Source organism: Streptomyces sp. NPDC001502, assembly GCF_042894785.1.
In the GTDB taxonomy this organism is placed as follows: Bacteria; Actinomycetota; Actinomycetes; order Streptomycetales; family Streptomycetaceae; genus Streptomyces; species Streptomyces kutzneri.
Map to the genome: position 1 here is coordinate 20,383 of NZ_JBIAVW010000002.1, position 18,118 is coordinate 38,500.

An 18,118-nucleotide genomic window follows, 5' to 3' on the forward strand; every position below is an offset into this window, starting at 1 on the left:
CCTTCGATGACGGAATCGACCGCTCGTCTCGTGCTGCTTTCTCCCACCCGCCTGGCCGACGTGCGCCGGCGATCCGGCGACTACGGCGACACGACGATCGCCCGGGCGTGCGCCGTCGCACTGGCCTACTGGGCTACGGGCCGGAGCCCCGACGGCCTGGACCTCACCCCCGGCACCCTCTTCGCCGACGTGCTCGGCTGGGCGGACAGCGGCGGTGCGGGAACGGCCGGCTGGGAGGTCGGGACGGACGGCCTCGACGGCCTCGACGGCCCGGTCGGCCCGGCCGGCCGGAGCATCACCCTCCCCGAAGGCGTCGTACCGGCCGAAGCGCAACTCGCCCTGGACGACCTGGCCGACTTCCCGGACCGGCCCCTCTCCACCATCGGCCCCTCCGGTGTCGCGCAGCGGCTCGCGACCCTGGCCGAGTGGAACGACACCGGGGCGGACCGGATCCGCCCGACCATCGTCGAGATGTTCCGCGAGCAGGCACGCCTGCGGCCGGACGCCGTCGCCGTCGTCGACGAGCACCGCTCGCTGACCTACCGCCAGGCCGCCGAACTCTCCGCCCAGCTGGCCCACCACCTGATCGAACGCGGCCTCACCGCCGAACAGGTCGTCGCCGTCTCCCTCGACCGCTCCGCCGCCATGGTGATCGGCCTGCTCGGCGTGCTCCAGGCGGGAGCCGCGTTCGTACCGCTCGATCCGCAGTGGCCCGCGGCGCGCCGCTCCGTCGTCATCGCCGACGCCCGCGTGGTCCTGCAGCTCAACGACTCGGGCGAACACGCCCCGGACGAACCGGAAGCCGTGCCCGTCGACCTCGGCGACTGGCGGTTCGGCTCCTACCCCGGCGAGGGGACCGGGGTCACCGTCCCCGGCGACGCCCTGGCCTATGTGATCTTCACCTCCGGTTCGACCGGCCGGCCCAAGGGCGCGATGATCCGCCACGAGGCCATCAGCGAGCGCCTGCTGTGGCAGGTCGGGGAGATCCTGGGCTTCGGCCACGACGACGCGTCGCTGTTCAAGGCGCCGCTGTCCTTCGACATCTCCATCAACGAGATCTTCCTGCCGCTGGTGTGCGGCGGCCGGCTGGTGGTCCTGCGCCCCGGCGGCGAACGCGACCCGCACCACCTGCTGAGCGTGATCGCCGAGCAGCGCGTCACCTTCACCTACCTCGTGTCGTCCATGCTGGACGTACTGCTGGAGATCGCGGGCGACTCCGGACGGCTGGACAGCCTGCGGCACGTGTGGTGCGGCGGCGAGGTGCTGACCCCGGAGCTGTACGAGCGCTTCCGCACCCGGCTCGACATACCCATGTACCACGGCTACGGCCCGGCCGAGACGACGATCGGCGTCTCGCACGTCATCTACCGGGGCGCCGCGGAACGCCTGTCGACATCGATCGGCAAGGCCAACCCCAACACCCAGCTGTACGTCCTCGACGACGAACTGCGCCCGGTCCCGGTCGGGGTCGGCGGCGAGCTGTACGTCGGAGGGTTCCTGCTCGGGCGCGGCTACGTGGGCGCTCCCGGCCTGACGGCCTCCCGGTTCGTCGCGAACCCCTTCGCCGCCGACGGATCCCGGCTGTACCGCACCGGCGACCTCGCCCGCTTCGCCCCCGACGGATCCCTGGACTTCCTCGGCCGCGCCGACAACCAGATCAAGATCCGCGGAATGCGGCTGGAGATCGAGGACGTCGAGGTCGGCCTCGCCGAGCACCCCGAGGTACGCCACACCTGCGTCGTCGCCAAGAAGAACACGGCCGGCGGCACCTACCTCGTGGGCTACGTGATCCCCGCCACCGGGAGCGAGGACCTGCGCGCCGACGAGGTCAGGCAGTGGGCCACCGGGCACATGGTCGAGTACATGGTGCCCGCCCACATCGTCGTGATGAAGGAGTTCCCGCTCACCGCCAACGGCAAGCTCGACCGGGGCGCGCTGCCGGAGCCCCAGGCCGGCGCGGGCGCGTTCGCCCCGCCCGTCACCGAGAACGAACGCCTGGTGTGCGCGGCGGTCGCGGCGGTGCTGCGGCGTGACGCGGTCGGCGTCGACCAGGACTTCTTCCAGCTCGGCGGAGACAGCATCCTGGCGATCTCCCTGCTGAGCGCCCTGCGCGAGGCGGGCCTCCACGTCACGGCCCGCCAGATCTTCACCAACAGCGTCGTGGGCGCGCTGGCGGCGGTCGCGGACCGCGAAGCGGCCGCCGTGGACCACGGCGACGTCGCCACCGGTACGGTCGTGGGATCGCCGATCGTGCAGTGGCTGGGCGCGACCACGGACGCCATCGACGGCTTCGTGCAGTCGGTGGTGCTGAACACCCCGGCGAACCTGACGGCCGACGCGCTCGACGCCGTCCTCACCGCCGTGGTCGCACGGCACGACATGCTGCGCGCCAAGCTGGTGCGGGGCGAGCGCTGGAGCTTCGAGATCCCGGAAGCGGACCGGGCCGTAGCGCGATGGCAGGAGAGCGACCGGCCGCTCGACGAGTGCCTCGCGCTCGCCACCGAGGGTCTGGACCCGGCCGACGGCGTCATGCTGCGCGCCGTCTGGCGCCGCGAGGCGCGCCAGCTGGTCCTGGTCGCCCACCACGTGGTGATCGACGGCGTGTCCTGGCGGATCCTGATGGAGGACCTCTCCACGGCATGGCGCTGGTACGTCTCGGGCGCACCGATCGGCCTGCCCCCGGTGGGCACGTCGTTCCGGCGCTGGACGCAGCTCCTGGCGCGCGCCGGGTTCGACGCCGACCTCGCCCACTTCCGGCGCGCCCTGCCCGGGGCGGACGCGCCGCTGGGCCGGCGCGCGCTGTCGGCGGCCGACACCGTCGCCCGGGAACGCACGACGACCCTCTCGGTCGGCCCCGACATCACGGCCGCGCTGCTGGGCGAGGTCCCCGCGAGGTTCCACGCGGGCGTCAACGACGTGCTGCTGACCGCGCTCGCCGTCACCCTCGCCCGGTGGCGCCGCGACCTCGGCCAGGACCAGACGTTCGCGCACATCGAACTGGAGGGCCACGGCCGCGAAGGACGCCACGTGGCGGACTCCGCCGGCTTCGAGCCGGAACTGTCACGGACCGTGGGCTGGTTCACCACGCTGTTCCCGGTCACCGTCGACCCCGGCGCCGCCGCCGACCTCACGGCTCCCGCCTACCTGGTCGCCGCGCTCAAGGCGGTCAAGGAGGACCTCGCGCGGGTGCCGAGCAACGGCGTCTCCTACGGCGCCCTGCGCTATCTGGCCGGCACGGCGTTCGACGCGCCCGCCCCCCAGGTGCTCTTCAACTACCTGGGCCGATTCGACGCGGGATCCTCCGGCGACTGGGAACTCGCGCACACAACCGGCCAGTTGGGCGAGAAGCGCGCCCCCAGGATGCGGCTGCCGCGCGCCCTGGAGTTCAACGCGATCGCCGAACCCGCCTCGGCCGGCGGCGCGTACGAACTGGTCACCACCCTCTCCTGGCCCGACGGGCTGCTCACCGACCCGGACATCGAGACCATCGGCGGGTACTTCCGCGAGGCCCTGGCCGGACTGGCCGCCCTTGCCGCACTCGACCTGGCCGGGCTCGGCGTGGGCGGCCACTCGCCCAGCGACTTCGCCATGCCGGAGCTCACCCAGGCCGACGTCGACGAGCTGGACGGTCCGGCGCTGCGGGACGTCCTGCCGCTGACCCCGCTCCAGGAGGGCCTCTACTTCCACTCGGTCTTCGACGACGACTCCGCGGGCAGCTACGTCGAGCAGCAGCTCCTGACCCTGGACGGAGAGGCGGACGCCGACCGGCTCGCGGCGGCGGCCACCCGCCTGCTCACGCTCTTCCCCAACCTGGCCGCACGGTTCACGGCCCTCGCCGACGGCCGCGTGGTCTCCGTACTGGAAGGCGGGGTCCGGGCCCCGTTCACCACCCTGGACCGCCCCGGCATCACCGACGAGGAGATCCGCGAGCACGCCGAGCGCGACCGCCGCGCCGGGTTCGACCTGGCGAGCGGCCCGCTGATGCGGTACACGCTGATCCGCACCGGCCCCGCCCGCAGCGTCCTGGTGCAGACCGTGCACCACATCATCGCCGACGGCTGGTCGGTGCCGCCGATGCTCCGCGCGCTGCTGACCGAGTACCACGCGCCGGGGACCGTGCACCCGCTCGGCGGCTTCACCGACTACGTGCGCTGGCTCGCCGAACGCGACGAGGACGAGAGCGACCGGGTGTGGCGCGAGCAGCTCGCCGGGCTCCCCGGCCCCTCGCTGGTCGCCGAGGGGCACACGCCGTCCGACCGGTTCGCCGACACCGCCACCTCGCCGGAGGGCGACGTCGACGAGGCCGCCCGGTCCGCCGGCGTGCCGCTCAGCGTGGCCGTGCACAGCGCCTGGGCCGCGACGCTCGGCGGCCTCCTGCAGGGCAGGGACGTCGTCTTCGGCTCCACGGTGTCCGGGCGCGACGCCGACGTGCCCGGCATCGGGGACATGGTGGGTCTGTTCATCAACACGATCCCCGTGCGCGCGCGCTGGGCCGCCACCACCACGGCGCGCGACCTGCTCGCCTCGGTACGGGACCACCAGAGCGCGGTGCTGGCGCACCAGCACGTCTCCCTGGCGCGCATCAGCCGGCTGAGCGGAGCCGGCCCGCTCTTCGACACCCTGGTGGTGTTCGACGTGGCGACCGACGTGGCGGGCCTGCGCGGCCCCGAGCACACGCTCGTCATCGGCGACATCGTGAACGAGGGCGCGCCGCACTACCCGTTGACCCTCGTGGTGGAGCGCGCGCTCGACGGCCGCCCCCGCTTCAACCTGATCCACGACGGCGCGCTGGTGAAGGAGTCGACCGCCCGGACGATCCTGCACACCTTCACCCGCACCCTCACCGGCCTGCTGACCCGGCCGGACGCCCTCGTCGACGACCTGGATCCCACCGGCACCCGGCCCCCCGCACGGATCACGCCGACGACGCTGGGCGCACTCTTCGACGCCGCCGCGCACCGCGATCCGGCCGCCACCGCCGTCACCCAGTGCGCCCTCGACGGCGCCGGCCGGTCACTGACCTACGGCGAACTGGCCGCCGCGAAGGACGAGCTGGCCTCGGCCCTGCGCGCCGCCGGTGTCCGGCCGGGCGAACGCGTCGCCGTCGCCGTCCCGCGCTCCCTCGAACAGGTCGTCGCCCTCGTCGCCGTCGTCACCGCGGGCGGTGCGTACGTACCGCTGGACCTCGCGTACCCGGACGGACGCCTGGAGTACATCCTCACCGACGCGGCTCCGCAGGTCGTGCTCGTGGACCCGGAGCACCGGGACCGCTTCACGCGGCTGCTGGCCCGGGCGGGCGTACCGGCCCGTGTGCTCGTACAGGGGGAGCGGCCGCCGCAGGACCCCCTGGACGCCCCGGACGCCGGGGATGCCGCAGGGCCCGAGGCCGACTGGCACGATCCCGCGTACGTGATCTACACGTCCGGGTCGACCGGCAGGCCGAAGGGCGTCGTCGTCCCGCACTCCAGCGTGGTGACCCTGCTCGCGAACACCCGGCCCGCCATGGACTTCGGCCCGCACGACGTGTGGGTCCAGTTCCACTCGTACTCCTTCGACTTCGCGGTGTGGGAGCTGTGGGGCGCGCTCGCACACGGCGCCGAGCTGCTCGTGCCGGAATACGGACTGACCCGCTCACCCGTCGACTTCCACCGCCTGGTGCGCGAGCGCCGGGTGACCGTCCTCAACCAGACCCCGTCGGCCTTCTACCAGTTCATCGAGGCCGACCGGCACGCGGAGGAGCCCGCCACCGCCCTGCGCCGGATCATCTTCGGGGGCGAGGCACTGGATCCCGGACGGCTGCGCGGCTGGGTCGAGCGGCACGGGACGGCCTCGCCCGAACTGGTCAACATGTACGGCATCACCGAGACCACCGTGCACGTCACGCACCGGATCCTGACCGACGAGGACTTCCGCCCCGGCGACGACGTCAGCCCGATCGGCGGACCGATCCCCGGGCTGGTCACCCACCTGCTCGACGACCGGCTCCGGCCGGTCCCGCCGGGGCGGGTGGGCGCCATTTACGTCGCCGGCGACCAGGTCTCCCTCGGCTACCTGGGACGCCCGTCCCTCACCGCGGGCCGGTTCGTCGCGGACCCGTTCGCGGCCGACGGCTCCCGGATGTACCACACGGGCGACCTCGCCCGCCGTACGCTCGACGGCGAGCTGGAGTTCACCGGCCGCGCCGACGACCAGGTACAGCTCAAGGGCTTCCGCATCGAGCTCGGTGAGGTGGAGTCCGCGATCCGGGAACTCGACGGTGTGGTCGACGTGGCCGTCACCGTGGCCGGCAGCGCGGACCACTTGGTCGCGCACGTCGTGGGCCGGGTGCCTGGCGACCTCGCCGCCCTGCTGGCCTCGAAGCTGCCCGTCCACATGGTGCCCGGCCTGGTCCTGCCGGTCGACGCCCTGCCGCTGACGGTCAACGGCAAGCTGGACCGCGAGGCCCTCACCGCACGCGCCGCGTCGCACGACGCACCGCACGACGCACCGGCCGCCACGAGCGGCTCCGCGAACGGCTCCGCGACCGGCTCCGCGACCGGCTCCGCGCTCACCGCACTGGTCGGCATCTTCACCGAGACCCTGCCCGGCACCGCCGTCGACGGCGACAGCGACTTCTTCCGGGCCGGCGGCGACAGCATCCTCGCCATCACCGTCGTCAACCGGGCCAGGGCCCTGGGCCTCGCGATCGCCCCCCGGGACGTGTTCCTGCTCAGGACCCCCCGCGCGCTCGCCGGGCACCTTGCCCTTGCGACGGGCACCCCGCACCCCGCGGCGCCCGGCGCACCCGCACCCGCACCCCGCGAGGACGGCCCGCTGACCCCGACCCCGATCATCCTGCGCCGGCGCGAACTCGGCGGATCCCTCGCCCGGTTCGCCCAGGCCCGGTCCCTGGTCGCGGCCGAAGGCACCGGCCACGCCGACGCCGAGCGCGCCGCGAACGCCGTCGTCGCCGCACACCCGGCCCTGCGGCTGCGGCTGCGCACCGACCACGGGGTGTGGGCCCTGCGCACCGAACCCGCCCGCGCGGTCACCGTCGTACGCAGCGACGCGCCCGACGCGACGGCCGCGGCGGACGAAGCCGCCGGACGGCTCGACCCCGAGACCGGGGACGTCATCGCGTTCTCCTGGCTGGAGGCGACCCGGACCCTCGTGGTCACCGTGCACCACCTCGCCGTCGACGCCGTCTCCTGGCTGATCCTGCTGGACGACATCGCCACCGCCCTGCGCGGGAACCCGCTCGCGCCACCGACCACCTCCTACGCCGCGTACGCGCAGGCACTGGCCGACCGGTCGGCCCACGAGACCGGCGACCTCGGGCACTGGATCACCACCCTCCAGGCACCCCCGCTGCTGCCCGTGGCCGAGCGGCCGCGCGCGACCACGGTCGTCCTCCCGCCCGAGATCGGCGACCGGGTGACACGCACCGCGCCCGCCGCACTCGGCGTCGGCCTCACCGAGCTGCTGTGCGGCGCGCTGCGCACCGCGCTCACCCGCATCCAGCCCTCGCCCACCGATCTGGCGATCGAGCTGGAGCGGCACGGCCGGGTCCCGGCATCGGCACACCACGACTACACCCGTACGGTCGGCTGGTTCACCGCCATCGCCCCGGTGCGCCTCACGGCGCACACCGACCCCGTCGCCGCGGCCCGCGAGGTCGCCGAACGCCAGCCGGACGAGCGCGCACACGTCGCGTACGGCGGGCTCCGGTACCTCAACCCGCAGACGGCCCCGCTGCTCACCGCCCGCCCGCAGGTGCTGTTCAACTACCTCGGCCGGGGCGGCGAATCGCAGGCCCTCCACCTCACCGGCGCCGACGAGGGCAGCCCGTACGCCGTCGAGGTCAACGCCTGGACCGACGCGGCCACCGGAAGCCTGCACGCGGTCTTCACCCTCGCCGAGGGCATACCCGACGAGATCACCGAGCACTGGCGCGCCGCCCTGGAAGACATCGCGGCCGCCGCCACGACCGCCGAGCGCACGGCGCCGGTCACCCCGCTCCAGCGCGGCCTGTTCTTCCAGGCGCAGCTGGCGGGCCCGGCCGGACACTACGTCGCACAGAGCTGGTTCACCTTCGACCGGCGCCTGGACACCGACGCGCTGGCCGAGGCGATGGCGTGGGTGATCGCCCGGCACCCGGTCGTGGGCGCCGGCTTCACCACCGACGACGACGGCAAGGCCGTTCAGGTCCTGGGCGCCGGCCGGCGGGTCGGCGTCCGTACGGTCGGCCTCGCGACGGAGGCGGAGGTCGACGCCCTGCTCGCCCGCGACCGCGACACCGGATTCGATCCGGGTGAACCGCCGCTGATCCGCCTGACCGTGGTGCGGCTGCCCGGCGACCGCGACGGCCTGCTGCTCAGCTACCACCTGCTGCTGTGGGACGGCTGGTCCCGCGAGATCGTGCTGCGGGACCTGTTCGACGCCTACGAGGCCGCCGTCGCGGGCACGCTGACCCCCGCGACCCCGGCGACTCCGAGCTTCGAGGACTACGCCCGGGCCCTCGACGCCAGGGACCCGGCCGTCTCGGAACGCTTCTGGGCGCAGCACCTGGCCGGTCTCCCCGGCCCCACGCTGCTGGCCGGCCCGGCGCCGGCCCTGGTCGACGACCTGCCGCGGACACTCGTGCACACCCTCTCCGCCGAAGCGTCGCAGCTGCTGCGGGACGTCGCCCGGACGTACGGCGTCACCCTCAACTCGGTGCTGACCGGCGCGTTCGGGCTCCTGCTCGGAGCCCGCACCGGCCGCGCCGACGCCGTGTTCGGCGTGACCGTCTCCGGCCGCGAGGGCGAGGACCTCTCCGAGGTCGTCGGCGTCCTGCTCAACACCGTGCCCATGTGGACCAGGGCCCGGCCGGACGACACCGTCCGGGACTACCTGACGGCCGTACAGGCGGCCCGGGTCGAGGCGATGGAGCACGAGCACCTCGGACTCGGCGAGATCCAGCGGGCCGGCGGCCACGACACCCTGTTCGACAACCTGTTCGTGCTCCAGAACTTCCTGGACATGGACGCGTTCGCCGAGATGAACGCACGGCACGGCATCACCGCGGTCCGGGCCGACGATTCCACGCACTATCCGTTCACCTGGGTCGTCACCCCCGGCGACCGGCTCACGGTCAAGCTGGAGTACCGCGATCACGACACCGCGGCCGCCCGTAAGCTCCTCGACGACTACCTGGACCTGCTCGGGGACCTGGCCCGCTCCACCGGGCCGGTGGGCACGCTGCCGGGCGCGGGGCCCGATCCGGTGCCCGCCGTGCGCACGGAGGTCGGCACGGACACCGTGGTCGACCGGTTCGACCTGGCGGCCGACCGCGATCCGCGGCGGGTCGCGCTCGTCGCCCACGGCCGGACGATGACCTTCGAGCGGCTCCGCGACCGCAGCCGGGAGCTGGCGGGCGTGCTCGCCGCACGCGGCATCGGACCCGAGACGACGGTGGCCCTCGCCGTCCCGCGCTCCCTCGACTCGATCGTCGCGCTCTTCGCCGTACTGCGCGTGGGCGCCTCGTACGTGCCGCTGGAGCTGGACCACCCGGACGAGCGGATCGCCGCCATCGTCGCGGACTCCCGCCCGGACGTGACCCTCACCGTGAGCGCCGTCTCGCCCCGGCTGAGCGGCGACCTGATCGAACTGGACCGGCCCCTCCCCGAGGCCGAGCCGTTCGTGACCTTCGCACCCGACGACCCGGACCGCCTGCGCCACCCCGCGTACACGATCTACACCTCCGGATCCACGGGCAGGCCGAAGGGCGTGGTGACCGAGTACGCCGGGCTCACCAACATGCTGATCAACCACCAGCGCCGGATCTTCGAGCCGGTGCTCGCGGACCCCGGTCACCGGGTCTTCCGCATCGCCCACACCGTGTCCTTCGCCTTCGACATGTCGTGGGAGGAGCTGCTCTGGCTCGCCGACGGCCACGAGGTGCACATCTGCGACGAGGAACTGCGCCGCGACGCCCCCCGCCTCGTCGAGTACTGCCTGGAGCACGCGATCGACGTCATCAACGTGACCCCGACCTACGCCCAGCAGCTGGTGGCCGAGGGCCTGCTCGACCACCCCGAGCGGCGGCCCGCCCTGGTGCTGCTGGGCGGCGAGGCCGTCACCCCGACCCTGTGGCAGCGGCTCGCCGACACCGAGGGCACGGCCGGCTACAACCTGTACGGCCCCACCGAATACACGATCAACACCCTGGGCGTCGGCACCTTCGAATGCCAGGACCCGGTGGTGGGCGTGGCCATCGACAACACGGACGTGTACGTCCTGGACCCGTGGCTGCGGCCGCTGCCGGACAACGTCCCCGGCGAGCTGTACGTGGCGGGCATCGGCATCGCGCGCGGCTACCTCGGGCAGCCCGCCCAGACCGCCGACCGGTTCGTCGCCTGCCCGTTCGGCGCGCCCGGCGAACGCATGTACCGCACCGGGGACCTGGTGGCCCGGCGGCCCGACGGGAACCTGATGTACCTGGGCCGGACCGACCAGCAGGTCAAGATCCGCGGACACCGCGTCGAACCGGGTGAGGTCGAGGCCGCGTTCGCCGCGCACCCGGCGGTACGGTTCGTCGCCGCGGTCGCCCAGCCCGACCCGCAGGTCGACGGTGCGTACCGGCTGGCCGCCTACCTCGTACTCGGCGGCCCCGGCGGCTCCGACCTGGCGGCGGTCGCCGCCGAGGTGGGCGCCGGGCTGCCGGACTTCCTGCGCCCGACGCACTACGCCCAGGTCGACCGCATCCCGCTGACCGTGAACGGGAAGGCGGACACCAAGGCGTTGCCGGAGGCCCGGCCACTGGGCACGCTGACCACGGCGGGGGAGCGCGGCCCGCAGACCCGGACCGAGACCGTCGTGTGCGAGTTCTTCGCCGAAGCACTCGACCTGGACGACGACGAGGTGAGCGCGTTGAGTGATTTCGTGTCCCTGGGAGGGCACTCCATGCTGGCGGTGCGGCTGATCGGCCTCCTCCGCCGGGAGTACGGTCCTGTGGTCACGGTCCGCGATCTGTTCACCCTGCGAACCCCGGAAATGATTGCCCGCCACCTCGATGAAAACTCCTGACACGCAGCGGCCCCGACCGGGGTCCGACATCCTCAAGACCGCCCTGCGCCGCAACATCGGCGCCATGACCTGGGGCACCGTCCTCATGGGCCTCTACCAGGCCGGTGAGACCGCCTTCCCCATCGCGCTCGGCCTGATCGTCGAGCACACGATGCAGGACCGCAGCCCCGGTGCGCTCGCCCTGTCGATCGGCGCGCTGGCCGTGATCATCACGACCGTGTCGCTGTCGTGGCGGTTCGGCATGCGCATCCTGCAGAAGGCCAACACGACCGAGGCGCACCGCTGGCGGGTGCGGGTCGCGGACTGCGGGCTGGAGCCGGTGGCCAGGGACGCCGGCCTCAAGTCCGGCGAGGTGCTGACCATCGCCACCGAGGACGCCGACCAGACGGCCGACATCATCGAGGTGGTGCCGCTGCTGATCAGCTCACTGGTCGCCGTACTGGTCGCGGCGGTCGCGCTGGGACTGGCCGACATCCGGCTCGGCCTGCTGGTGATCGTGGGCACCGCCCTGATCCTCTCCGTCCTGAGCGTGATGTCCCGGCGGATCGGCTCCAGCACGCGCGAACAGCAGGCCCGGGTGGCCCGGGCGGGCGCGAAGGTGGCCGACCTGATCACCGGCCTGCGCCCGCTGCACGGCTTCGGCGGCAACCACGCGGCCTTCCGGTCGTACCGGAAGGTCAGTACGGAGGCCAAGCACCAGGCGATCACCGTGGCCGGGGTGAACGGCGTGTACGCGGGCACCGCCATGGCCCTCAACGCGGCACTCGCCGCCGGCGTGACCCTGACGGCCGGCTGGCTGGCCTTCAACGGCCACATCACCGTCGGGGAACTCGTCATGGCCGTCGGGCTCGCCCAGTTCATCATGGAACCGCTGAAGCTGTTCTCGGACATGCCCAAGTACGTGATGATGGCCCGCGCTTCGGCCGAGCGCATGGCGCTCGTGCTGACCGCGCCCCCGGTGGCCGCCCACGGGCCGGAGCGCCCGACCGCCGGCGGTGGCCTGGAGGTCGACTGTGTCCGGTACGGGACCCTGCGCGCCCTGAAGTTCCAGGTGCCGGCCGGCGAGTTCGTGGCGATCGCCGTCTACCAGCCGCGGGCGGCGGCCGACCTCGCCGCGATCCTGGCGGTGAAGGTCCCGCCGCACGCGTACGAAGGAGCGGTGCGGGTCGGCGGGGAGGAGCTCGCCGCCCTGTCGATCGAGGCGGTCCGCGAGCACATGCTGGTGAACCCGTACGACGGCGAGATCTTCGCGGGCACCCTCCGCACGAACATCGACCCGTCGGGCACCAGCCGCACGGTCGACGCGGCCGTCGAGGCGTCCATGCTGACCGACGTCGTCGCCCTCCACCGCGACGGACTCGACCACGGGGTCCGCGACCGCGGCGCGAACCTCTCCGGCGGACAGCGCCAACGGCTGTCCCTGGCCCGCGCCCTGGCCGCCGACTCCGACATCCTCGTCCTGCACGATCCGACCACGGCCGTCGACGCGGTCACCGAGCAGCTCATCGCACGCAACGTCGCGAAGCTGCGCCGTGGCCGCACCACCGTCGTCATCACCAGCAGCCCGGCCCTCCTGGACGCCGCCGACCGTGTGCTCGTCCTGGACGACGGGGTCATCACGGCCGAGGACACCCACCGCAACCTCCTCGCCGGAGACGAGGAGTACTGCCTGGCGGTGGCCCGTTGACCCCTTGGTACGGCCGCTAGCGGAGCGCCCAGGCCACGTCCCGGAGCAGGGCCTGGCGCCAGCCCGCGCGGTCGTGGCCCGACGCCGACCGCGAGGCCCGCACGGTCGCCCCGGCCCGCTCGGCCAGGGTCTCGACCAGCGCGCAGTGGGGCAGCATCCGCGTCTCGTGTTCCCCCACGTCGAAGGCGATCCGCAGGCCGGACAGGTCGGGGCGCTCCCGCAGGCGTGCGGCGACGGAGCCGCCGACCGGACCGCCGAGCGGGTCCGCCGACCGCACGGCCTCGGGTGTCCACCACAGCGAGGCCGACTGGCAGGCGACCCGGGACACCAGGTCCGGGAACTCCAGCGCCGCGTACACCGCGCTCAGCCCGCCCAGGCTCTGCCCGGCGACCACCAGGCGGTCCCCGTCCACGGGGACGCCGGACTCCGCGACCAGCGGCAGCAGTTCGTCCCGGACCGCCTCCCACAGCTCAGGCCGGCACCCGAACTCGGCCTCCCGGTCCCTCGTCGGCAGGAAGACGAGCGTGACGGGGGGCATCTCGCCACCGGCGACGGCGGAGTCGAAGGCGGTCATGGCCGGGTGCAGGTACAGCCAGTCGTCCCCGTCCAGCAGCAGCACCACGGGTCCGCCGCCGCCCGCCGGGTGGACCCGTACGGTCCGCCGCCCGCCGAGCCGCTCGCTCGCCCAGCGGACCCGGGTCCGCGGCACGGGCAGCACGTCGTCGGCCCCGAAGAGGGGCCAGTGCGGCTGGGCCGGAGCGTCCGGGGTGGCGGCGACGGACCGGTCCCCGCCCGCCCCGGCCGGGTTGAACGGGTCGGCGTACGCCGTGCCGTCCACGAGGAACCGGTACGTCACCCGCAGCCGCGCGGGCATGCGGACCTCGGCGTACCAGCAGTCCGTCTCGCGCCAGCGGCGCAACGGCACGTCGTCCGACCAGCTCTCGAAGGCGAGGTCGGCCGCGGCGCCCCGCCACAGGAACAGGGTCGTCCAGCCACTGCCGTCGGCAGGCCGCGACCCGGGCCCCGCGGCCGCCGCCCAGAACTCCTCGGACCCCGGCTCGCCGGGCAGCCCGTATGCGGCGAAGACGGTCTCCGGGGGCATGAAGTCTCCTAGCGACGACGGGAGTTAGGTGAGCCTAAGTTTATAGCGTTCCCGTGGGGTCCGGGAGAGCAACTGCGCCGGGAGGGCCGACCGGGCGGGACGCGGCCGCCGGGACGCGTTCCAGGACGCCGCCCGCGAAGACGTCGTAGAGCGGCAGCGTCTCCAGGTGGACGTAGCCGATGTGGCAGTCGCAGGTGGTCAGCGGGCACGGACGGGGGCCGAGCGCCGTCCGGTAGGAGCCGTCGTAGAGGTTGCCGAGCTCGGCGCGGACGAAGTGGCAGCGGCGGACCGTGCCGTCGCCGTCCACCGAGATCACCGACTCGCCGGTGCGGCACGGCAGTCCGGCCGAGCGGTGCGGGTGCCGGCTGTACGGGAACAGCGGGTCGAGGGCGGTCCACAGGTCGGCCTCGGCGTCGGTGTAGCCGTGACCGTCGGCCGCGTTCACCCACAGGTAGACGTGGGCCGGCAGGTCGGCACGCAGCCTGCGGGCGTGTTCCAGGTTCTCGGGAAGGCCGACGATGCCGACGCTGTGGCGGATGCCCCGGTCGGCGAGGTCACGCAGCTTGGCGAGGAAGCGGTCGTACGGGGTCTGCCCCGGGTGGTAGGTGCACCACAGGGCGAGCGTGGCGGGGTCGGCGTCCGCGAGCCAGTCCGTGCGGCAGCTGAGATTGGTCTGGATGGCGACGCGGTCGACGTGCGGCTGGTGCGAGAGGTCGACGAGGGCGCGGCGGTACCAGGAGCGCACCAGCCCCTCGCCCCACGGGGTGAACAGCAGGGAGAGCCGGTCCTCCCCGGTACGGGAGCGCGCCCAGCCGGTGAACCGTTCGAGGGCGGCCCGGTCGGCGCGCAGCTGGGCCGTGGTGTCGCGCCGCTTGGCGAAGGGGCAGTACGGGCAGTCGTAGTCGCAGGAGGCCAGCGGGCCGCGGTAGAGCAGGGTGAGGTCCACGGCGGCTACTTGGCCTCGTAGGCGGCCATCGCGGCCCGTACGGCCGGTGAGAACAGCTCGGGCCCGAGCGCGTCGGAGTGGGCCAGGCCCTCGGGGCTGAGGCGCAGGAGCGGGCCCGTGCCGTCCCCGTCGAGCCAGCCGCGGGCGGCGAACGCGGCCAGTTCGGCGGGGAAGTCCTCGTGCGGTCCGGCGCCGAACCGCTCCCGGTAGTCGGCGACCGGCATGCCCTGCGCCTGGAGCAGCGACTGGAGGAGGTGGCGGCGGCGCGCCTCGTCGCCGTTGGCGGGACGGCCGTGGACGGCACGGGTGAAGTCGTCGGTGGCGGTGTAGTCGTCGATGATCCCGCGGATCTCGCCCATGTCGACCGCGTAGTCGAACGAGTAGTGCAGCCCGGAGGTGTAGGAACGGGCCCCGCAGCCCAGGCCGATCATGCCGTCGGTCTGGCAGGCGTGGTCGTCCGGGCCCTGGGGCGCCGTACCGGCCAGCCGGAACATGCGCATCGACACCTGCTCGTAGCCGTGCGCGAGGAGGTGGTCGCGGCCCTGCCGGTAGAGGCTCAGGCGCTGCTCGTCCCAGGCCCGGTCGGTGAGCGCGGTGCGCCGGGCGAGCCCGGTGAGGGGGCGGACGTACAGGGGGTACAGGTACAGCTCCTCGGGGCGCCAGGCGAGGGCGGCGTCCAGGGAGGTGCGCCAGGTGGCGGGGGTCTGGCCGTCTATGCCGTAGATGAGGTCGATGTTGAGGACGGGGACGCGGGCGTCGCGGATCCGGCCGAGGGCCGCCTCGACATCGGCGCGGCGCTGGGGGCGTACGGCCGCCCGGGCCTCCTCGGCGACGAAGCTCTGGACGCCGATGCTGACACGGGTGGCGCCGCGCTCGGCGAGGACGGCGAGCCGGTCGGCGGTGGCGGTGGCCGGGGACGTCTCGACGGACAGCGGGACGGCGCGCAGGTCGGCGCCCATGCGCCGCTCGGCGATGTCGCAGAGCCGTTCCAGTTCGCGGGCCGTCAGGAAGGTGGGCGTCCCGCCCCCGAAGGCGGCGTTGGCGAAGGAGACCGGGCCGTCGTCGCCGAGGGCGTCGCGGACGGCGGTGGCCTGGCGCTCCAGCGCGTCGAGGTAGCGGCCGGTGAGCCCGTCGGGGGCGCCGATGCGGGTGAAGAGGTTGCAGAAGCCGCAGCGGACCTCGCAGAAGGGTATGTGGAGGTAGAGGGAGAGGGCGTCCTTGCGTTCGCCGAGCCACAGGTCCCGCAGGGCGGGCCGCTCGGGCAGCGGCCGGTAGGCGGTCTTGTGGGGGTAGGCGTACACGTAGGCGCTGTACGGGCTGCCCGGCGGCGGCGCGGTGGGTGCGAGCGGGGCGGGCGCGGGGGCGGGGGCGGTCATGCGGACGGCTCCAGGAAGAAGTGGGCGTACGGCACGGTCCAGACGGCCTCGTGGGCGAGGCGGTGGCCGGTGTAGCCGTCGTCGCCGTAGGTGGTGCCGTGGTCGGAGCAGACGATGGCGAAGCAGCGGCGGCGGGAGCTCATGGCGGTGAACAGCCGGCCGATGTACCGGTCGATGTATTCGAGGGCGGCGGCGTGGGTGGCGCGCGTGTCGCCCGCTTCGGCGGTGGCGCCGGCCAGGTGGAACCAGTTGGGCTGGTGCAGCGCCGAGGCGTTGACGAAGAGGAACAGCCGCTGCTCGGCGGGGAGCGCGGCGACGACCTGTTCGGCCCGCTCGACCTGTGCCTCGAAGGAGGTGGGCGACGCGACGCCGAAGGCCGGTTCCCAGTGGCTCTCCTGGAACATGCCGGGGAGCACGCCGCCCAGCGCGCCCTGCTTGTTGAAGAAGCCGACGCCGCCGACGCACACCGTGCGGTACCCGGCCGCGGTGAGGCCGGACACCAGGTCGGGGGTGTCGAAGACGTACGTGCGGCCGGCGGTGCTCTCGCTGCCGGCGAAGCGGGCGGCGAACAGCCGGGGGTGCGGGCCGGGCCGGGCGGGGGTGGGCAGGAAGCCGGCGAACATCGCCTGGTGGGAGGCGTAGGTGAAGCTGCCGGGGGCGTGCCGCTCCTCCCAGACACCCCCGGGCAGGTGCCGGGCCAGGTTCGGAATGCGTCCGGCGGCGGCCAGTTCGACGGCGACGTCGTGGCGCAGGGTGTCCAGGGTGAGCAGGAGCAGGTCGTCGCTGCCGACGACCTCGTTCATGTCGGGGAGCGGGAGCGGGAGCGCTGGGGTCTCAGGCGGGTGCACGGTGGTTCCTCGTGGGGTGGTGCTGTACGTGTCTTCGGATGGTGGCGGCCACTTGCGCGGCATAGGTGTCCTGGCGCTCGGCGCCGCTGCCGGGCAGTCCGGTCAGGCCCGGCAGGAGATCGCCGAAGGCGTTGACCTCGGCGACGGCGAACCGGCGCCAGCCGACCGCGGGCAGCAGGTCCACACCGACGCACAGGGTGCCCGGGAAGCAGGCCGCGGCGCGCTCGCAGGTCCGCAGCGCCTCGGCCCAGGCGGGGCCCGCCGCCCGGACCGCGGCGGCCAGGTCACCGCGCCGGCCGCCGAGATGGAGGTTCGTCATGGGGGTCCGGCTGGTGCGGACCACGGCGTGCGTGGCCCGGCCGGCCACGACGACCACGCGCAGGTCGGCCGCCCCGTCCCCGAGGGAGGCCTTGGGCCACCAGCGTTCGACGTGGAGTCCGTCGGGGGCCAGGGCGTCGACCAGCACGGCGACCTCCGGCTCGCGCGTGAGGCGGCGCACCCGCAGGGAGTTGTGCAGCCGGCCGCCCTCCGCGCTCTCCACGGAGGTGGTCGCCCTGATCCGGCCCCCGACGGCCGTCTCGACGGCGACGACACCGGAGGCCGAGGACCCGTGGGCCGGCTTCAGGAACACCCGCGGCATGCGGTGCGCGGCCATGAGGACCCGTACGTCGTCCCAGCCGCGTACGGGAGAGTCGCCGCCGGAGGTCGGCGACCGCGGAACGGGGACCCCGGCGCGGGCGAGGACCTCGTGGCAGAGCCGCTTGTCGAAGAGGACGGCCAGCTCGTCGGGGTCGTCGAGGCGCAGGCCGCCGGTCAGCGTCCGGACGGCCGCCGTGAAGGCGGCGTACCAGCGGGCCCCGCCCTCCACCCGGGTGGGGTCCCCGGCGCCGCGCAGGAGCCCGTCGACCTCGGCGTTCTCCCCCGGCGACTCGATCCGTACGATCTCGTCGGCGGCGAAGGCGGCGCCGCCCCCGCGCAGGACGTCCGTCCAGGGCACGACACGCGGCGTGGGCAGCCCCGCGTCGCGCACCGCCCCGGAGAACAGGGCGACGCGCCGGTTCTCCGGGTTGCCGACGACCGCCCAGCGCGGCGGTGGTGCGTGGTCCGTCATGG

General features: G+C 73.9%; 7 protein-coding genes. 2 read left to right on the top strand and 5 right to left on the bottom strand.

The features are described 5' to 3' along the window. Window positions 1-6 precede the first annotated feature (6 nt). Together ACFY0D_RS02620 and ACFY0D_RS02625 are read left to right on the top strand one after the other, a co-directional pair. Window positions 7-11,046 carry an amino acid adenylation domain-containing protein gene (locus ACFY0D_RS02620; RefSeq protein WP_390796591.1) on the top strand — a complete coding sequence of 3,680 codons (11,040 nt, stop codon included), beginning with the start codon at window positions 7-9 and terminating at the stop codon, window positions 11,044-11,046. Beyond that, a complete protein-coding gene (locus ACFY0D_RS02625; RefSeq protein ID WP_390796592.1) occupies window positions 11,033-12,733 on the top strand; it encodes an ABC transporter ATP-binding protein in 1,701 nt (566 codons plus the stop codon). The genes ACFY0D_RS02620 and ACFY0D_RS02625 overlap by 14 nt, the downstream gene beginning before the upstream one ends. Before the next feature lie 16 nt (window positions 12,734-12,749). Here ACFY0D_RS02625 and ACFY0D_RS02630 read toward each other — a convergent pair whose 3' ends face one another. The 5 genes from ACFY0D_RS02630 to ACFY0D_RS02650 are packed head-to-tail and all read right to left on the bottom strand — an operon-like array spanning window position 12,750 to window position 18,116. Next, complete coding sequence (locus ACFY0D_RS02630) at window positions 12,750-13,835, bottom strand: alpha/beta hydrolase-fold protein (RefSeq protein ID WP_390796593.1); 1,086 nt, start codon at window positions 13,833-13,835, stop codon at window positions 12,750-12,752. 40 nt (window positions 13,836-13,875) lie between these two features. Continuing rightward, entirely contained in the window at window positions 13,876-14,781 is a 906-nt protein-coding gene (locus tag ACFY0D_RS02635; RefSeq protein WP_390796594.1) for an STM4011 family radical SAM protein, read from the bottom strand. Between the two features lie 5 nt (window positions 14,782-14,786). Beyond that, complete coding sequence (locus tag ACFY0D_RS02640; protein ID WP_390796595.1) at window positions 14,787-16,157, bottom strand: STM4012 family radical SAM protein; 1,371 nt, start codon at window positions 16,155-16,157, stop codon at window positions 14,787-14,789. Next, window positions 16,154-16,960: an STM4013/SEN3800 family hydrolase gene (locus tag ACFY0D_RS02645; RefSeq protein WP_390796976.1), complete on the bottom strand. Its 807-nt coding sequence runs from the start codon at window positions 16,958-16,960 to the stop codon at window positions 16,154-16,156. The genes ACFY0D_RS02640 and ACFY0D_RS02645 overlap by 4 nt, the downstream gene beginning before the upstream one ends. Before the next feature lie 31 nt (window positions 16,961-16,991). Continuing rightward, a complete protein-coding gene (locus tag ACFY0D_RS02650; RefSeq protein ID WP_390796596.1) occupies window positions 16,992-18,116 on the bottom strand; it encodes an STM4014 family protein in 1,125 nt (374 codons plus the stop codon). Window positions 18,117-18,118: the final 2 nt, after the last annotated feature.

Coding starts and splice junctions, on each gene's coding strand:
- ACFY0D_RS02640 (WP_390796595.1), bottom strand. CDS start 16,157: ATGACCGCCCCCGCCCCCGCGCCCGCCCCGCTCGCACCCACCGCGCCG.
- ACFY0D_RS02650 (WP_390796596.1), bottom strand. CDS start 18,116: ATGACGGACCACGCACCACCGCCGCGCTGGGCGGTCGTCGGCAACCCG.
- ACFY0D_RS02645 (WP_390796976.1), bottom strand. CDS start 16,960: ATGAACGAGGTCGTCGGCAGCGACGACCTGCTCCTGCTCACCCTGGAC.
- ACFY0D_RS02630 (WP_390796593.1), bottom strand. CDS start 13,835: ATGCCCCCGGAGACCGTCTTCGCCGCATACGGGCTGCCCGGCGAGCCG.
- ACFY0D_RS02620 (WP_390796591.1), top strand. CDS start 7: ATGACGGAATCGACCGCTCGTCTCGTGCTGCTTTCTCCCACCCGCCTG.
- ACFY0D_RS02625 (WP_390796592.1), top strand. CDS start 11,033: ATGAAAACTCCTGACACGCAGCGGCCCCGACCGGGGTCCGACATCCTC.